This is a genomic window from Gemmatimonadetes bacterium SCN 70-22 (assembly GCA_001724275.1).
Classification (GTDB): domain Bacteria; phylum Gemmatimonadota; class Gemmatimonadetes; order Gemmatimonadales; family Gemmatimonadaceae; genus SCN-70-22.
Window position 1 is genome coordinate 1 of the sequence record MEDZ01000036.1, and the last position, 17,051, is coordinate 17,051.

Here is a 17,051-nt window from a genome sequence, read left to right on the forward strand (position 1 = left end):
GGGGGGCGGGGATCCCGCCCCATGCACTGGCGCCGCTTCCGGGAGGCGGTCCGTGGGGTTGCCTGCGTCCAGCGCTGCTGCGATATGTTGGGGAAGTCCCGGAGCCCCCCTCGTGACCGACACGCTCGCCCAGCTGCAATCCGCCCTTCGCGATCGCTACCAGATCGACCGCCCGGTCGGCGCCGGTGGCATGGCGACGGTCTTCCTCGCCACGGACCTCCGGCATCACCGCAGGGTCGCGATCAAGGTGCTCCGCCCCGAACTCGCGGCACTGCTGGGGCCGGAACGCTTCCTCCGGGAGATCACGACCACCGCGCAGCTCCAGCACCCGCACATCCTCCCGCTCTTCGACTCCGGAAGCGAGGGGGGCTTCCTGTATTACGTCATGCCGTTCCTCGACGGCGAGTCGCTGCGCGGGAAGCTCGACCGGGAAACCCAGCTGAGCGTCGAGGAATCGGTGCGCATCGCCACCGAGGTGGCCGACGCCCTCGACTACGCCCACCGCCACGGCATCGTCCACCGCGACATAAAGCCGGAAAACATCCTGCTCCACGACGGGCGGGCGACGGTCGCCGACTTCGGGATCGCGCTCGCGGTGAGCGCCGCGGGCGGGGGACGCATGACCGAGACCGGAGTGGCCGTCGGCACGCCCCACTACATGAGCCCCGAGCAGGCCGCCGCCGACAAGGAGCTGACCTTCCGCTCCGACATCTATTCGTTAGGCGCGGTCCTCTTCGAGATGCTGACCGGCGGGCCCCCGCACCAGGCCCCGTCGGCCCAGCAGGTCATCATGAAGATCGCGATCGAGGAGGCGCCACGAGTCAGCGGCCTCCGCAAGTCGGTCCCGGCGCACGTGTCCAACGCGGTGGCGGTGGCACTCGAGAAGGTCCCGGCCGACCGGTTCAACAGCGCCCGCGCCTTCGCCGAGGCGCTCGCGACTCCCTCCTTCGCCGGCCCCGCGATCGAGGCCCAGGCGACACGGGCTCGGCGGCGATTCCCGCTCGTGGCCGTGGCCGGCGTCGCCGCGGGGCTCGCGATCGGCGCGGCCCTCGGGCGTTCGCTCGTCCGGGAGTCGCCGCGTCCGGTGACCCGGTTCGCGATCACCCTCCCGGATTCCGCCGCCTTCCTTCCCGGCGCCGGCGTGAACCTCGCCTGGTCCCCCGAGGGATCGCGCCTGGTGTACGTCGGCCGCTCGTCGTCGGGGCGCGACCTGCTCTGGCAACGCCTGCTCGACCAGGTCGGCACGCAGCCGATCCCGGGGACCGACGCGGGGCGCATCCCCACCTTCTCGCCTGACGGGGCCACGCTGGCCTTCACCGCGGGCGGCGCCCTCAAGACTGTCTCCTTTCAGGGAGGGCCAGCCCTCACGGTCGTCCCGCAGGGCGTCCCGTCGGCGGGGGGCGGACTGGCGTGGGGCGACGACGACCGGATCTACTTCGTCAATGACAGCGGGGCGATTCAACGCGTCTCCCCGGCGGGTGGCGCGATCAGCACGGTGGCCGTCCCCGAGGGTGACGCCGGCTACATGTGGATCGACGCCCTCCCGGGAGCGCGGAACCTGCTGGCCACGATCGGGTGGTTCGGTGTTCCCGAAGCGAGCGAGATCGCGGTGGTGCCGACCGACGGCGGGCGCATCACGCGGCTCTTCCGGGGGACGATGGCGCGGTACGCGCCTTCGGGACACCTGGTGTACGCGACGGCGGACGGCGCGCTGATGGCGGTGCCGTTCAATGCCCGGCGAGCGGTCGTGACCGGCGGCCCCGTGGCGCTCTTCCAGGGGGTCGATGTCTACATGGGCTCCGCCTCGCAGTTCTCCCTGACGAGGTCCGGCGGGCTCGCCTGGGTCGGCTACGGCGGCCGCCGTGAAGTCCTGAAGGTCGACCGCCGCGGCGTCACGACCCACACCGATTCGGGGTGGAAGGGCGACATCCGGGCCTTCGCGCTCTCGCCGGACGGCACTCGGCTCGCCTTGACCACGGCCGAAGTCGGTGGGCTTCGCGTCGGGATCAAGTCACTCGGGCTGGGCCCCCTCGCTCCGCTTGCGTTCGAGGGGAGCCGCAACATCGGACTCGCGTGGTCGGCCGACGGGAAGTCGATCGTGATGCTGTCCAACCGCTCCGGGACCAATGCACTCTGGCTGGTGCCGGCCGACGGATCCGGCCGCTCGACCCCCATGCCCATCACGGGGAGCGTCTTCGGCGCCGACGTGTCATCCGACGGCCGTGCGCTGATCGCCGCGCGTGCCAGCCCGGGCGCGAGCTCGGAGATCGTCGGCTTCCGGCCAGGAATCGACAGCGCCGCGCGTACGCTCGTGGCCGGACCGTTCCTCACCCAATACGCGACACTCTCCCCGGATGGTCGCTGGATAGCCTACTCCGGAAACGAGACCGGTCAGGACCAGGTCTACGTGCGCCCATTCCCGGAGACCGACGACGGCAAGTGGCAGGTCTCTCCGGGAGGGGGAATCGAGCCGGTGTGGGCGCATGGCGGGCGGGAGCTCTTCTACCGGGCCCCCTCCGGTGACCTCGTGTCGGTCGAGATGACCCTCGACCGCTCGGGCGCGCCGCGGTTCGCGGCCCCGCGTCCCCTCTTTCGGATCACCATCGACGAGAACGCGGACGGGCGCCACTACCACGTCATGCCGGACGACCAGCACTTCGTCCTGCTGCACACGATTGGCGGCTCGAAGCGGGAGCTGATGGTCGTCGAGAACTTCGCCGAGGAGCTCAGGCGAAAGGTGCCGCGCTGAACGATGCCGCTGGGAGCCGTGGGCGGCTCCCAGCGGCGGATCCCGTGGGTGGCGTGTCCCGGGGCGCCTGGCGAGCTCTGCCGACCAGCGGAACGCTCCAAAGTCCGTTCTTGACAAAAATATTTGTCAACGCTACCGTCTCCCCATGCTCGACATCCAGGTCATTGATGATCCGGCGGCGGCGACAGTGGCCCTCGAGCCGGTGCGAAGCCGGCTCCTCTCCGAGCTGGCGGAGCCCGCCTCGGCGGCGACGCTGGCCTCGCGGGTCGGCCTCCCTCGCCAGAAGGTCAACTACCACCTGCGTGCGCTCGAGGCGCACGGGCTGGTGCGGCTGGCCGAGGAACGAAAGTGGGGAGGGCTGACGGAACGGCTCCTCGTCGCGAGCGCCGTCTCCTACGTCGTTTCACCGAGCGCGATGGGAGCGGTCGCCGTCGACCTCGATCGCGAGGTCGACCGCCTGTCCGCCAGCTACCTCATCGCCCTCGGCGCGCGGCTCATCCGCGAAGTCGGCACCTTCGTGCGTCGCGCACACGAGGGAGGCAAACGACTCGCAACGCTCGCGGTGGATACCGAGGTCCGCTTCCGGTCGCCGGCCGATCGGGCGGCCTTCAGCGCCGAACTCACCGACGCCATCGCCAGGCTCGTTTCGAAGTACCACGATGAATCCGCCCCCGGTGGACGCGCGCATCGCCTGATGGTCATGGCGCACCCACTCCCACAGAAGTCCGAGCCCAAGGAGGCAACATGAGCGTGAAGAAGGAGGCATCGGGACGCCGTTCGATCCAGGTCGAAGTCGAGGTCCCCGGGACGCCGGAGGAGGTCTGGCAGGCCATCGCCACGGCGCCGGGAATCTCGTGCTGGTTCGTCCCGGCCCAGTTCGAGGAGGAGGGGGGGAAGCCCGTCGCCGTGACGTTGGATTTCGGCCCCGGGATGAGTTCACGCTCCGTGGTGACGACTTGGGATCCGCCGCGCACCTTTGCGCGCCGAGGAGAGGGGTGGGTCCCGGGGTCGCCGGCGCTGGGGACGGAGTTCAACATCGAAGCGCGAGCGGGTGGCACGTGCGTCGTCCGCATCGTGCAGAGCCTGTTCGCCAGCACGGACGAGTGGGACGGCCAGCTGACGGGCGCCGAAGAGGGGTGGCCCGGTATCACCCGTATCCTGCGGCTCTATCTCACGCACTTCCGCGGACAGCGCGGCGCGATCATGCAGGTGATGACTCCGATGGCGGGGACGCCAGCCGAAGCGTGGGCGGCGCTGACCGCGGCGCTGGGGGCGAATTTCGTGAGCGACGGGGAGCGTTGGGCCGCCCCCGCAGGCGTCCCGCCGCTGGGCGGCGTGGTGGAGAGCGCGAGTGTCGCGCCGTTCGGCGCGCTGCTGCGTCTCGACACCCCAGCCCCCGGCGTCGCCGCGCTGGGGACCATCGAGTTCGGCGACTCGGTCTTCGCGACGCTCTCCTTCTACCTGTATGGCGATGACGCCACCGCGACCGTCGCCCGCGAGACGGCGCGGTGGCAGGCGTGGATCCAGGAACGATTCCCGACGCCGGTGCAGCCATGAACCCTGCGGGTCGATGTCATGCCGCCGTCCGGCGATGGCGCGCTGTCGGCGATCGCCTAACGCAGGCCGTACGCGTGCACCTCCACGCGTTCGCCGGGTTACTCCACCTCCAGGCCGAGGACATGCGATGTCCGCCAATCCGACCACAGGGCTGCTGAAGGAATTCCTCGAGGCATTCAACCGCCATGACCTCGATGCCATCATGACATACTTCGCCGACGATTGCGTGTTATACACACCGCGTGGCGCCGGACCTCGGGGCGATCGGTACGCGGGGAAGGAGGAAGTACGAGCCGGCCTGGCCAAGCGCTTCGCAGGGATTCCGGACGTGCATTACGGCGAGGACCGACATTGGGCGTGCGGTGAGCTCGGCGTCTCGGAGTGGACGCTCACCGGCACGTCCCTGTCCGGGAAGCGAATCGAGGTACGCGGCGTTGACCTGCTCGAGTTCGCCGACGGCAGGATCACGCGCAAGGACTCATTCTGGAAGCACGTCGAGTGACCGACTCGCCCGTCACCCTCGCCCACGGTGAATCCGCCGAGCGCCAGGTACGTCGGCAAGTCGGTCACCACTCCGTCAGAATCGATACGTCGCCGCGGCGCCGGTCGTGGTAGGCATGCGCTCCGCCGGGACGACGACGACCTCGCCGTTCGCACGCAGCACCGCCTCGCCAAGGTCGTCGAAGACGTCCTCCACTTCGGGATCGGCGAGCTCCGCAGAGACGATCTCCCCGGTCGTCGGGTCAATCCTCCCCGGCATCACCCGGTCCGCCTCCAGAAGCAGCGTACTCACGCGACCCTGTATCGCCGCCGCCGCCACCTCGGCGACGTCGTCCGATCCCCTCTGCCGCGCGCGCGCCGACCGCCAAGCGTCGATCAGCCCGGCGAGCCTCGACAGGTAGGACGGCATCACCGCTTCCCACGCTCTCGAACGCAACTCGTCGGTGGTGAGTGATTCGGGGTTTACCATCAATCCCTGGTCCATGAGGAAGGGGTTCCGGCTCACCTCGCGAAATGGGAAGTGGTGTTCGGGAAGCGCCGCCAGCAGGAGCGGCAGCCCCGTAGGACGTGAGTGATGCTCGAGCACGGCGCGATCGACGGCACGGAAGAACTTCGGGGTGTCGATGTCCACCTCGTCCTTCTTCCGCCCCGTGCCGTAGTGCATCGCGGCCTGTCCACCGACACTGCGAGCAGCGTTGTAGGGTTCGGTGAACTGCTCCCCGAGCGCCTCGGTGATCGTGCCAGGAACGTCGGCCAACTCGACCTCATCCAACGCATCGCGATTCCCCTCGAAGAGCCGCGCGCGCTCACGGGTCATGCAGAGCACCTGGTAGCGATCCGCCGATTGCAGCACCCGCAACAGCGGTTTGACGTGGAAGCTGTTGGCGACGACCGCGAACGCCTTCACCGGTCGCTGGAGCTCCAGCACCTCGAACATCCCCCCGGGCGCGCTGAGGACGACCAGTCCATCCGTGCGGTGGTTCCAGAATTGGTCGTCACGGGCCAGCGCTTCCAGCTGCTCGAGCTGCGGACGCACGTCCCGGTTTGGATACGACTTGGCCAGTGACGCCTCGACCTCCCGCAGGAGGTTGCGGTAGCGAATCGAATCCTGCTGGTTGTCCGGGTGGTGCCGGTGGGTCGGCTGGTACAGGGAGATGCACGGCGGTTGTGCCCCGGACAGCAGTCCGGCGAGACCCGTGATGCTGAGTTGGCGCATGGTGGCTGTTCCCCTCGATTTTCATGTGGCTAGTCGATCGCCGCGGGATCGCCGGCACTTGGCGACGCCGATCCTCCCCAGCGTGTGATCTGGTACCCGCCTTCCGTCGGCGGCGGCGGCTTGGCCGGCCCGGTCAATCGCCGTTCCGTCCAGGGGGCAAGCGTCAAGGACTGATTGACGTCGCGCCCCGACGCTTCGCGCGAGAAGTCCGACGGTCGGCTGGCGACGGTTGTGCGGCCTGGCCTCGTGGCTACGAGGCGTGCCAACCTATGGCATGGCCAGCTACAGGCGGCCCGCTCCCATGGCCTGTGCGATGTCCGTCTGGGAGATCACGCCTACCAGTCGCTCCTTCTCCACCACGAACAACCGCCGAACGTCGGTATAGAGCATCTGCTGCGCGGCGTGCCGCACGTCCGCGTCCGGTTCGATCGTCAGCACAGTCCGAGTCATGAGGTCGGCGGCGGTCGAGTGCTGGAAGAGGGTGGCGCGCGCACGCTCGTCCTCCTTCTCGGCGGCCGCCTGCAACACATCGGTCGCCGTGACCACTCCCACTATCCGCGCACTCCGGTCGACCACCGGGAGTCCCGACACATGCGCGTCGGCCATCACACGCACCAGCTCGGCCACCGTCATGTCCGGGGATACCGACTGGACCGGGTGTAACATCAGTTCCGCCACCTTCATCTGCGACCTCCTTTCAAGTCCGTTGGTCCGCGCAATGCCGACCTGATAGCCTCCCGATCCGAAGGCCAACCTCGCGATGCGGGAGTGCCCGCCGCCCACCGTGAAGGCGAGCAGCGTCAGCGGATCGGTACAGTCACCGGAGCGTACCGTGATGCAATGTACCCCTCGTCTGGGGGGCGTATCGTCGGGGTGGCCGCTGAAACTTCGACGTGCTTTCCCCGACGCCTGTCGCCGGTGCGAGGATGGCGCGCCACCCACCGACAGAGGTCAGGCTTTTCTCGTCGTGGTGGCCAGCCCGACGCCGTTACGACACGGTCGGCGGGCCACCTCAGCCTAGCCCGCCACCGCCCTCCGCCGCATCTTGGGAACGCCTCCACCGCGCGCCCCCGGCAATCGGTTACTTCTGGACGCGACGCCCAGCGACTCCGTGCCCGACACGTTCGCCCCCTTCGTGGCTGCCCTGGCCGACCGCTATCGCGTCGAGCGTGAACTCGGGCGCGGCGGGATGGCCACGGTCTTTCTCGCGCACGACGTCCGACACGATCGCCCCGTCGCGCTCAAGGTCCTGCACCCGGAACTCGCGGCCTCGCTCGGCGCCGAACGATTCCTGCGCGAGATCCGGATTGCAGCGCGCCTGCGGCATCCGCGCATCCTTCCCGTGCACGACTCCGGCGAGACGGTCGGATGGCTCTGGTACACGATGCCGTTCGTGGAGGGCGAGTCCCTTCGGCAGCGCCTCGCACGAGAAGGGCAGCTGCCCATCGAGCAGGCCTTGCGGATCACCTCCCAGGTCCTCGGCGCCCTCGGCTATGCCCACGCGCACGGCGTGATCCATCGCGACATCAAGCCGGAGAACATCCTGCTCGAGGGTGACGAGACGGTGGTGGCGGACTTCGGCGTGGCGCGAGCGATCAGCTCCGCCGGCCAGGATCGGTTGACCGAGACCGGGCTCGCCATCGGCACTCCCGCCTACATGAGTCCGGAGCAGGCGACTGCAGAGAAGGAGCTCGATGGGCGGAGCGACCTGTATGCCGTGGGCTGCGTGCTCTACGAGATGCTCGCGGGGCAGCCGCCGTTCGTGGGGGCCAGCGCGCAGCAGCTGGTGGCACGCCACCTGATGGATACGCCCCCACCGATCCGCATCGTGCGCGCCACCGTGCCGGACCGCGTGGAACGCAGTGTCATGCGCGCACTGGCCAAGCTCCCGGTGGATCGCTTCGACTCGGCAGCCGAGTTCGCGGAGGCGCTTGCCAGCGGCCCCGATGTCGTCGTTGCTCACCAAGGCGTCTCGTCCACGCCGACAGCAACGTCCGCGTGGCCGGTGGGTGCTCGAGGGCGTCGCGTGGCCGTGATGGCCGGTGCCGCGCTGACCCTCTCCCTCGCGGCGTACCTCGCATGGCCAAGGCCGAAGTCCACCCTCGACCCGAACGTGGTGGCGGTGGTTCCCTTTCGCATCGGCGGTGCGGCGCCGGCGCTCAACTACCTGCGCGAAGGGATGATCGACCTCGTCGCCGCGAGGCTGACCGGTGAGGGGAGCGCGCAAGCGGCCGATCCGGGTTCGGTGATGACGGCCTGGCGACAGGCCGCGGGATCGGAGTCGCGCGACCTCCCCGAGGCGGACATGCTCGCGCTGGCGCGCCGCCTGGGCGCGGGGCAGCTCCTGCTGGGCGGCATCGTGGGGACGACCGAGCGCCTGACAATCAACGCGTCGCTCATCCAGCTGGAGAGTGGAAACGCTCGCATTACGGCGACGGTCGAGGGGGCCGCGGATAGCCTGCCGCAGCTGGTGGATCGGCTGATCGCCGAACTGCTCACCGAAGGCACGGTCGCGGCGCACGGTCTCACGGGCCTCGTCAACACGCCGCTCCCCGCCCTGCGGCACTACCTCGAGGGTCGGTCGGCGCAGCGTCGCGCCAGGTACGCCGACGCGGTCGCCAGCTTCGGGCGGGCACTGGACGTCGATTCGACGTTCGCGTTGGCGGGGCTGAGCCTCGCGACGGCCGCGGGATGGAGCGCGATCCCCGGGGCGGGGCGTCGCGGCCTGGAGCTGGCCTGGGCAAGCCGCTACAAGCTGAGCCCGCGCGACCATGCCCTGTTGATGGCCGACGTCGGCCCCAAGTATCCCGAGACCTCCACGCTCGTGCAGCACCTCCGGGCGTGGGAGCAGGCGGCAGAGCTGGCGCCCGACGAGCCCGACCGCTGGTACGAGCTGGGCGACGAGTACTACCATGAAGCCCCGTACCTGCAGGTCGAATCGTCGCGACGGCGAGCGGCCGACGCCTTCAGGCGATCGGTCGCGCTGGACTCGGGTGCCTCGTCGATCGGGCACCTGCTCGAGATCGCGGTCCTCGACGACGACAGCGCTTCGATTCGGCGCTTGAGCGCCCTGTACCTGGCGCGCGACTCGAGCGGCAACCTGCTGGACTTCTACCGTTGGCGCATCGCCGTCGGGCTGCACGACGAGCCAGCGCTGCGCGCGCTGCGCGCGCGCTACCGCCAGATGCGCCTCGAGAGTCTCTGGCGCATCATGAACCACGCGGTGCTCGACGGTAGCCGGATGGACGATGCCGACTCGGCCGCCGCCGCCATCCGAGCGATTGCCGCGCGCAGTTCCGATTGGCAGCGGAGCAAGACCTACCTGCACGCCTTCGAGGTGAACCGCGGTCGTCCGGCGGCGGCGCTCGCGGACACAGCTGGTTCGGACGAAGTCGAGTACGGACCGCACGCCGCGCGGTACGAGCGCGTGCTCGACGCGCTCTACGGCGATGGCGACAGCGCCAGCGGCCGCCAGGCCGCGCGCGAGTTGGAGCGGTTGGCCGGCCGTCCGCAATCGGGCGACGGCGACATGCGCGCGACCGCCCTGACGGACCTCTGCGTGGCCACGCTCTGGCGCGTGTCGCATGGCGAGACCGACGGTGCGCGCCAGGCCATCGGTCGGCTCGGGATTCGTGCGGCCGGCGACACCCCGCATGCGGCCACCTCGCACATGCTCTGCGCCGCGCTGCTGGAGGCGAAGTTCCGGTTCTCGTCAGGCGCGCCCGGTGCGGCGTCGGCGCTGGATCGCCTCGACTCGCTCATGCGCGGCGGTCCCGGTGCGCAGCGCAACGGTCCCCCTGTCTCATTCACTCTCAGTCCCGCCTATGTCCGGTCCATGATCGGGATCAGTCCGGTCGGCTTCGAGGACTTCGCGAACATCGAGATCGCGCGCATGCGCGAGCAGCAGGGCGACGTGCGCGCCGCGCTGGCCGCGCTGCGGCGCCGTCCGTACGCCTACCACCTCACCGACTACCTCGCCCCCACCCTGCGCGAGCACGGGCGGCTTGCTGCCCTGGCCGGCGAGCGCGCCGAGGCGATCCGCGCCTATCGACACTACCTGGCGCTGCGTTCCGATCCCGAGCCGGCGTTGCAGCCGGCGGTAGACGCGGTCCGCGCGGAACTGGCGAGACTGGGCGGCGCGCGCTGAGCGGGACGACGATGGAGCAGTCAGCCGGTGGCGCGACGGAGCCGGTTCACGCGCTCTCGCACGTCCCGCACGATCGGTTGCAGCTCCGGCTCCGCGTCTCGCCAGAACTGGAGGAACGCTTCGTACGCCTCGATCGCCTGCTGCTTGTCCCCCTTTGCCTCGAACAGCTCGCCCAGCCGGCGCCAGGCGGGCGCAATCTGTGGCGTCACGGCATCGTACGTCCCCGGCGGGCCGAACTGCCGCACCCCGCGATGCTCCACGAATCGCCGGTAGGCGACGATCGCGGAATCGGTCCGCCCCGCCTTGTCCTGCGCCTCGGCCGCCTCGACGAAGGCGAGATCCCGACAGACGCCGTAACCCGTCCCCAGCACGCTGCATCCTTCCCGCAACGAGGACAACGCGTCGTCCGGCCGACCGGCCGCCAGCGCGATGTTGGCTGACGCCACGTAGCTCATCATCCTTGCGGCAACGGCCGGGTAGTCGCGATCGCTCATCATCCCCCGGAACTCGTTCACGATCGCCTGCGCCCGTTCCGTCGCGCCCAGGCGCGCGTACGCGATCGCGAAGGGCAGGTGCCGGCGCAGGATGCGGGGGCGCGAGGCGGTGAGCTCACGATTCCGCGCCCATAGCGCGTCGAGGCGCCTGATGAGCGGTTCTGGTTGGACCGCGTAGTCCGCGTTCCACCGAGTGTCGTCGAGCTCCAGGACGAGCTCGGCGTCGGCGGCGCTCATTTGACCGCGTTGTTGCTCCACGCGCATGGCGTTGCGCCGCTCGCGCGCTGCCTCGCCCGGACGTCCGTGCAGCGCGGCGATGGTGGCCAGCATGCGGTGACCGACGACGCGCTCTCGTGGCGAGCGGCCGATCATGACGCGTGCGACACTGTCCGCCGCCTGAAAGTCCTGCCGAGCGGACGAGAGTGCGACGACGGCATCGGTCAGCTCGCTCGACTCGGGGAAGTCCTCCCGAAGCTGCGCAACGACCGAGTCGGCTTCCGCAAAGCGCCCGCGGGAACCCAGGAAGACGATGGCATTCGCATACGTGAGGGCCGGCGCCATCCGCGTGGCGATCGCGCGCCGGTAGAGATCGATGGCCTCGCGGTCGCGTCCCATGCGCTCGCGCATCGCTGCCAGATTGTTCAGCGCCGTCGCATCGTTCGGGTACTTGGCGATGATCGCCGAGTACGCCGCATCCACCCCCGAAAAATCCGGCTCGACGACCGTGGCATACGATGCCTCCACGAACAATCGCTCCCGCTCGGGCAGGCGGCTCCGCAGCGCGTAGGCGCGCCGAATCGCCGTGTCCCCCATGGCCCTCACGATCGGGCCCTGTCCCGGGTTCGTCGCGTACATGCCGAGCCGCCGCCACGCCATGGCGAAGCTCGTGTCCAGCTGGACCGCCTGCTGGAGCAGCGAGATCGCCTGGTCGTAGCCGGTCCTGTCCGCCGCGCGCGTGGCTTCCGCGTACAGTTGCAACGCCGGGAGCGACGCGGTCGTCACCTGCTCCAGGGGGGGATCCGCGCGGACCGAACGCAGCGACTCCCCGATCTCCTCGCGCAGTTTCGACGAGAGCCGGTCCACCGCGTCCATGAGCTCGTCCGGCGATGCGACCTCCTGCCGCAAGGTCACCAGCGCGTCGCCTGTTGACGGACTGACCAGCCTGGCGGTGACGACGAACCCGCTCCCGACCGGGAGAATCTCGCCGGCCAGGTACGCCTTGATCCCCTCGCGGGTCGCGATCTCCTGCGCGACATCCGGGGTGACGTCCGTTGCCCGATCGCGCTGCATCCGCTCCAGCACCATCGACACCTGGCCCGGCTCCATGACCGAGATCGATGGCGACTGGGCCAGGTCGATGCGCAGGAGCTGCGTGACGGTGAGGGCCAGGGTGCTGTCGTCGGTGCGATTCGTGAAATCGGCAATCACGATCCGGTCGCGCGGCGCAAGCACACCGGCGCTCATCAGGGTTGCCCCGGGGCCGATGCCCAACGCGCGCGACGTCATGAACGCCGCCGTCAGCATCCCCAACCCGGCGAAGGCCAGGACGCCACCCTGGATCGAGCGGCGCCAGGTGAAGAGGCGCGCGAGCCCGACCGGCGTGGGAGCCTGCAATGCGGCAGCCCGTTGCCGCTCGCGCGCGCTGGTGAGCAACATGATCGGAACGCCAGCCACGAGGAGCCCGATCGCCCCTTGAAAGACCCAGTCGGGGAGGGCGAGCGACTGGACGAGGATCCAGGCGAGGGCGAGGACGGCGACCGAGGCCAGCCCGAAGAGGACCGCCCATCGCCACGAGTGGGGTTCGCGATCCGGCTTGGGCGCGTTCAGGGGCGCGGGCACCGGTGCGGGCTCCGGTGCGGGCTCCGGTGCGGGCACCGGTGCAGCCGCCGTCCGCGCACTGGCGGCCGGCGTCGACACCACGCTTGCCAGCGAGTCCAGGTGCGGGATGATCTCTCCCGCGGTCTGCCAGCGGTCGGCCGGCCGCTTCTCCAGGCAGCGCAGGACGATGGTGTCGAGCGCCGCAGGGCTCGACCGCCGCAGCGTGGCGAGCGACGGTGCCGGCTGCGACATGTGGGCGGCGAGGACCGCCTGCGTGGTCGCGCCACGAAACGGCTGGAGTCCGGTCACCATCTCGAAGGCCAGCGCCCCGATCGCATAGATGTCGGCGCGCTGGTCCACGTTAGGCTCGGCGGCGATCTGCTCCGGCGCCATGTAGGCCGGCGTCCCCACGGCAATCCCGGTCGACGTCAGGCGCACGTCGCTGGTGGCATCGACCAGCGCCTTGGCCACGCCGAAGTCGGCAACCATCGCATGGTTCCCGGCAAGGAGGATGTTGTCCGGCTTGATGTCACGATGAACGACGCCATGCCGATGGGCGTACTCGACCGCGTCCAGCACCTCGCGCAACAGCTTCACGACATCGGCCAACGGCAGCTCACCGTCGCGTGCCAGCCGCGCCCGCAGCGACTCGCCCTCGACGTACGGCATCACGTAGTACGGGAGGTCATCGGCCGAGCCCGCTGCGAGCAGCGGCACGATGTGCGGATGCTGGAGCTGCGCGGCGAGACGGATCTCCCGCGCGAATCGCTGGCCGTTGACCCCGCTTGCCATCTCGGGCGGGAGCACCTTGAGCACGACCCGGCGCCCGAGGCCGACGTCCTCGGCGACGAAGACACGGCTCATCCCGCCGCCGAGCTCGCGCTCGATTCGGTAGGTCGCGCCGAGGGCGCGCTGAATCCGTTCGAACAGGTCGGACACGCTGAGGCGGGCGGGGCAGGGGTCGGACTGCAAAGGTACGATCCGCATCGCTGCCGCAACAGGACGCCTGATGCGACACAGTCATCTCGATGGATCACCCGCCATCGCGCCCGGCGTCACGCATTCCGTGTCTTGTTTCCGGGTCGTGGACCGGGATTCCAGTCGAGCAGCTCCGACGGTTCGGTCGTCTCTGGCCATGAGGAGCCGCTCCGGCCGGTTCCCGTCGCGGAGACCGCCCGACGCCCCGCAGCAGCCGCACCGCCGCACCCCAAACGACGACGTGCAGCGTCGTGACGTCTGGCGCAACGGCGAGGCCGATCCCCTGCCGCTCGGCCGCGCGACCTCCGGCGTGATGAACGGGAGCGGGGGCATCGGCAATGCGGTTCGCGCCGGAAAGGCAGCCATTGGGCGGAGGCGCGGATCCGGGAGGCGAACCGGTCGCACGCTCCGGCCACGTATCGATTGCCCCGAGCCGTCACCGTCGCCAACATACGGCGTCCGGCTTGGCACGCGCGCCGAATTCGGCGTGCGGCGCAAGCGCCTGTCCCCCGCACTTCGCCACCGACGGCCGCGGTTCCGGCCGTCCTCCGGGAGCCCTTCGTGAGAGCCTCTCGTTTCATCCTCGGCATCGCGGCGCTCGCCGCCGGATCGCTCGAGGCCCAGCAGTCCTCCCGCACGCAACCGGTCACCGGGTTGCGCGACAACACCACGGGCTACCATGCCCTGGTGGGTGCGCGCGTCGTGACTTCCCCGGGCCAGGTTCTCGACAACGCCACGATCGTCATCCGGAACGGCGTCATCACCGCCGTGGGCGCCGGCATGGCCGCTCCCGCCGGTGCCCGCGTCTGGGACCTCGAGGGCCTCACGGTCTATCCCGGCTTCATCGACGCCTCGGCCGACCTTGGCGGCGATGCCCCCCCGCAGGGAGGCGACGTGGGCCCCACGCACTGGAATCCGCAGGTGCGCGCCTGGTTCAGCACCACCGCCAACCTCAAGGACGACTCCACCCGACGCGTCGCGCTGCGCTCGCTCGGCTTCGGGGCGGCGCTCGCGGTGCCGAGGCAGGGGATCTTCCGCGGCTCGGCGTCGGTCCTCGACCTCGGCGATGGCGGCGCGCGCGAGCGCGTCCTGCGCCCCGACATCGCCCAGGCGGTCGGCTTCCAGCGCTCGTTCGCGTTAGGCGGGATGTATCCCAACTCCGCCATGGGGACCATCGCCCTCATGAAGCAGACCTTCCTGGACGCGGAGTGGTACATCCGCGCCTGGGGGGCCTACGAGGCCAGCGGACGCGCCCTCCTCCCCCCCGAGACGAGCGAGGCGCTCGCCGCGCTCGGCAAGGCCGTGAAGGGACAGCACCCCGTCTTCTTCGAGACCGCGAGCGAGGAGGAGTACCTCCGCGCGCACAAGCTCGCCCAGGAGTACAGGCTCACCCCGTGGTTCCGCGGCAGCGGGCAGGAGTACCGGCTGATCGACGTGCTGAAGGGGCGGACGCAACCGCTGGTGGTGCCGCTCGCCTTCCCCGATGCGCCCAACGTGTCGAGCCCCGAAGCCGCCGCCAACGCGACGCTGGCGGAGCTGCGGCACTGGTACCTGGCCCCGACCAACCCGGCGCAGCTGGCGGCGGCCGGAGTGCCGTTCGCCATCACCGCCGATGGCCTCTCCTCGCTGGCGCAGTTCCTCCCCAACCTGCGCACCGCCGTGGCCCGGGGGCTGGCTCCCGACAAGGCGCTCGCGGCGCTCACCACGGTCCCCGCGGCGTGGCTCGGCATCGACAAGACGCACGGGACCATCGCCGTCGGCAAGGCGGCGAACCTGGTGGTGAGCGAGGGCGACCTGTTCACCCAGGAATCGGCGGTGCGCGACGTGTGGGTGCAGGGGAGGCGATACGGCGTGACGCGGCCGCCGCAGGTGGATCCGCGCGGGACGTGGACGATCGCCTCCAGCGACGCGGGGACCTTCAGCAGCGCGACGCTGCGCCTCGAGGGGCCGCTCAATCGCATTCGCGGGACGATCGAGATCGGCGGCCGCCGCCCGGTGAACCTCACGTCGGCCCGCATCACCGCCGAGACCGGCCGCCTCGAGGCGACCTTCCCCGGCGAGGCCGTCGGGCTGGAAGGGGCGATGCTGCTGGCGGGCTCCGTGCAGGACTCGGCGTTCTTCGGCTGGCTCTCGCTGCCTAACGGGACGGATGCACGGTACCGGGGGACGCGCACCGAGGCGTACGAGGGGCCCGCCCGCGGTGCCGTGGCGGTCAAGGTCCCCAGGCTCGACCTGCCGTTCATGCGCCCCTCGATGGAGTTCGGCCGCACGGCGCCGCCCGTGCAGCCGGCGGCGGTGGTGGTGCGCAACGCCACCGTGTGGACGCAGGGCCCGCAGGGGCGCCTGGAGAGCGCCGACCTGCTGGTGCAGGCGGGCAAGGTCGTCCGCGTGGGGCAGAAGCTCGCCGCCCCCGCCGGGGCGCTGGAGATCGATGCCACGGGGAAGCACGTCACCCCGGGGCTCATCGATCCGCACACGCACTCGGGGGTCAGCGCGGTGAACGAGAGCGGCTTCGCGATCGTCCCCGAGGTGCGGATGGGCGACGTGATCACCCACAACAACATCTGGTTCTACCGCCAGCTGGCCGGCGGGCTCACCACCACCATGATCAAGCACGGCTCCGCCAATCCCATCGGCGGCGAGAACGTGTACGTGAAGACCCGGTGGGGTGGGCTGCCTGACGAATACAAGATCCAGGGGGCGCCGCGCACGGTGAAGTTCGCCCTCGGCGAGAACCCGAAGCGCAGCCCCACGCGCTACCCCAACACGCGCATGGGGGTGCAGGAGATCATCCGCGACCACTTCCTGGCCGCCCGCGACTACGAGAAGGAGTGGAAGCGCTGGGAGAAGGAGAAGACGGGGATCCCGCCGCGGCGCGACCTGCGCATGGAGGCCATCCTCGACATCCTCGGCCAGAAGCTGCTGGTCTCGTCGCACGGCTATCGCGCCGACGAGTTCCTGGCGCTGGTGCGGCTGGCGGAGGAGTTCGGCTTCCGGGTGCAGACGCTGCAGCACGGCGTGGAAGCGTACAAGATCGCCAGCGAGCTCAAGGCGTCGGGAGTGGCGGCCGTGGTGTGGAGCGACTGGGGAGCGTTCAAGATGGAGGCGTACGACAACACGACGTACAACGCGCGCCTCCTCATGGAGGCGGGAGTCGTGACCTCGCTGCATTCCGACAACGCCGAGATCTCCACCCGCATGAACTGGGAGGCGGGGAAGCTGCTGCGGACCGGGGTGGACGAGATCGCGGCGCTTTCCACCGTCACCAACCAGTCGGCGAAGGCGATCGCCATCGACAACCGCGTCGGGTCGCTCGAAGCGGGCAAGGATGCCGACTTCGTGATCTGGAACGGCAACCCGCTGTCGCAGTTCACCAAGGCCGAGCAGACGTGGGTCGACGGTCGTCGCTACTTCTCGCTCGACGAGGACAAGGCGCTGCGCGAGGAAACCGCCCGGCAGCGCGCGCAGCTCATCCAGGCGGTGCTGGCGGCGAGCGCCGCGGAAGGCACGCCCGCAGGCGCACCCGCACGCCCCCGCGGCACGGAGGGCACGCGCCGATGAACCGCTCATTCCCTTCCCGACCCTCTACCA

The 17,051-nt window shown here is 70.1% G+C and carries 9 protein-coding genes; 6 read left to right on the plus strand and 3 right to left on the minus strand.

From position 1 onward, the window contains the following. The first annotated feature begins 112 nt into the window (after window positions 1-112). From ABS52_15545 to ABS52_15560, 4 genes are all read left to right on the plus strand, one after another. Window positions 113-2,749 carry a hypothetical protein gene (locus ABS52_15545; GenBank protein ODT02012.1) on the plus strand — a complete coding sequence of 879 codons (2,637 nt, stop codon included), beginning with the start codon at window positions 113-115 and terminating at the stop codon, window positions 2,747-2,749. A gap of 145 nt (window positions 2,750-2,894) precedes the next feature. Then, the gene (locus tag ABS52_15550) at window positions 2,895-3,497 is read left to right on the plus strand and encodes a transcriptional regulator (GenBank protein ID ODT02013.1); all 603 of its coding nucleotides are present in this window, start codon (window positions 2,895-2,897) and stop codon (window positions 3,495-3,497) included. Next, complete coding sequence (locus ABS52_15555) at window positions 3,494-4,306, plus strand: hypothetical protein (GenBank protein ID ODT02014.1); 813 nt, start codon at window positions 3,494-3,496, stop codon at window positions 4,304-4,306. Before ABS52_15550 ends, ABS52_15555 begins: the two co-directional genes overlap by 4 nt. A gap of 127 nt (window positions 4,307-4,433) precedes the next feature. Continuing rightward, the gene (locus ABS52_15560; GenBank protein ODT02015.1) at window positions 4,434-4,808 is read left to right on the plus strand and encodes a hypothetical protein; all 375 of its coding nucleotides are present in this window, start codon (window positions 4,434-4,436) and stop codon (window positions 4,806-4,808) included. A gap of 75 nt (window positions 4,809-4,883) precedes the next feature. On the opposite strand, the gene ABS52_15565 is transcribed toward ABS52_15560, so the two are convergent. Next, window positions 4,884-6,023, minus strand: a complete 1,140-nt coding sequence (locus ABS52_15565) for a hypothetical protein (GenBank protein ID ODT02016.1) — start codon at window positions 6,021-6,023, stop codon at window positions 4,884-4,886. A gap of 282 nt (window positions 6,024-6,305) precedes the next feature. Further along, the gene (locus tag ABS52_15570; GenBank protein ID ODT02017.1) at window positions 6,306-6,806 is read right to left on the minus strand and encodes a hypothetical protein; all 501 of its coding nucleotides are present in this window, start codon (window positions 6,804-6,806) and stop codon (window positions 6,306-6,308) included. 328 nt (window positions 6,807-7,134) lie between these two features. On the opposite strand from ABS52_15570, the gene ABS52_15575 reads away from it, so the two are divergent. Beyond that, window positions 7,135-10,170, plus strand: a complete 3,036-nt coding sequence (locus ABS52_15575) for a hypothetical protein (protein ODT02018.1) — start codon at window positions 7,135-7,137, stop codon at window positions 10,168-10,170. Window positions 10,171-10,190: 20 nt separating this feature from the next. Here ABS52_15575 and ABS52_15580 read toward each other — a convergent pair whose 3' ends face one another. Further along, on the minus strand, window positions 10,191-13,421 hold the full coding sequence (locus ABS52_15580) for a hypothetical protein (GenBank protein ID ODT02019.1): 3,231 nt from the start codon (window positions 13,419-13,421) through the stop codon (window positions 10,191-10,193). Window positions 13,422-14,021: 600 nt separating this feature from the next. Between ABS52_15580 and ABS52_15585 the strand changes: the two genes are divergently transcribed. Then, a complete protein-coding gene (locus tag ABS52_15585) occupies window positions 14,022-17,021 on the plus strand; it encodes a hypothetical protein (protein ID ODT02020.1) in 3,000 nt (999 codons plus the stop codon). The last annotated feature ends 30 nt before the right edge of the window (window positions 17,022-17,051 follow it).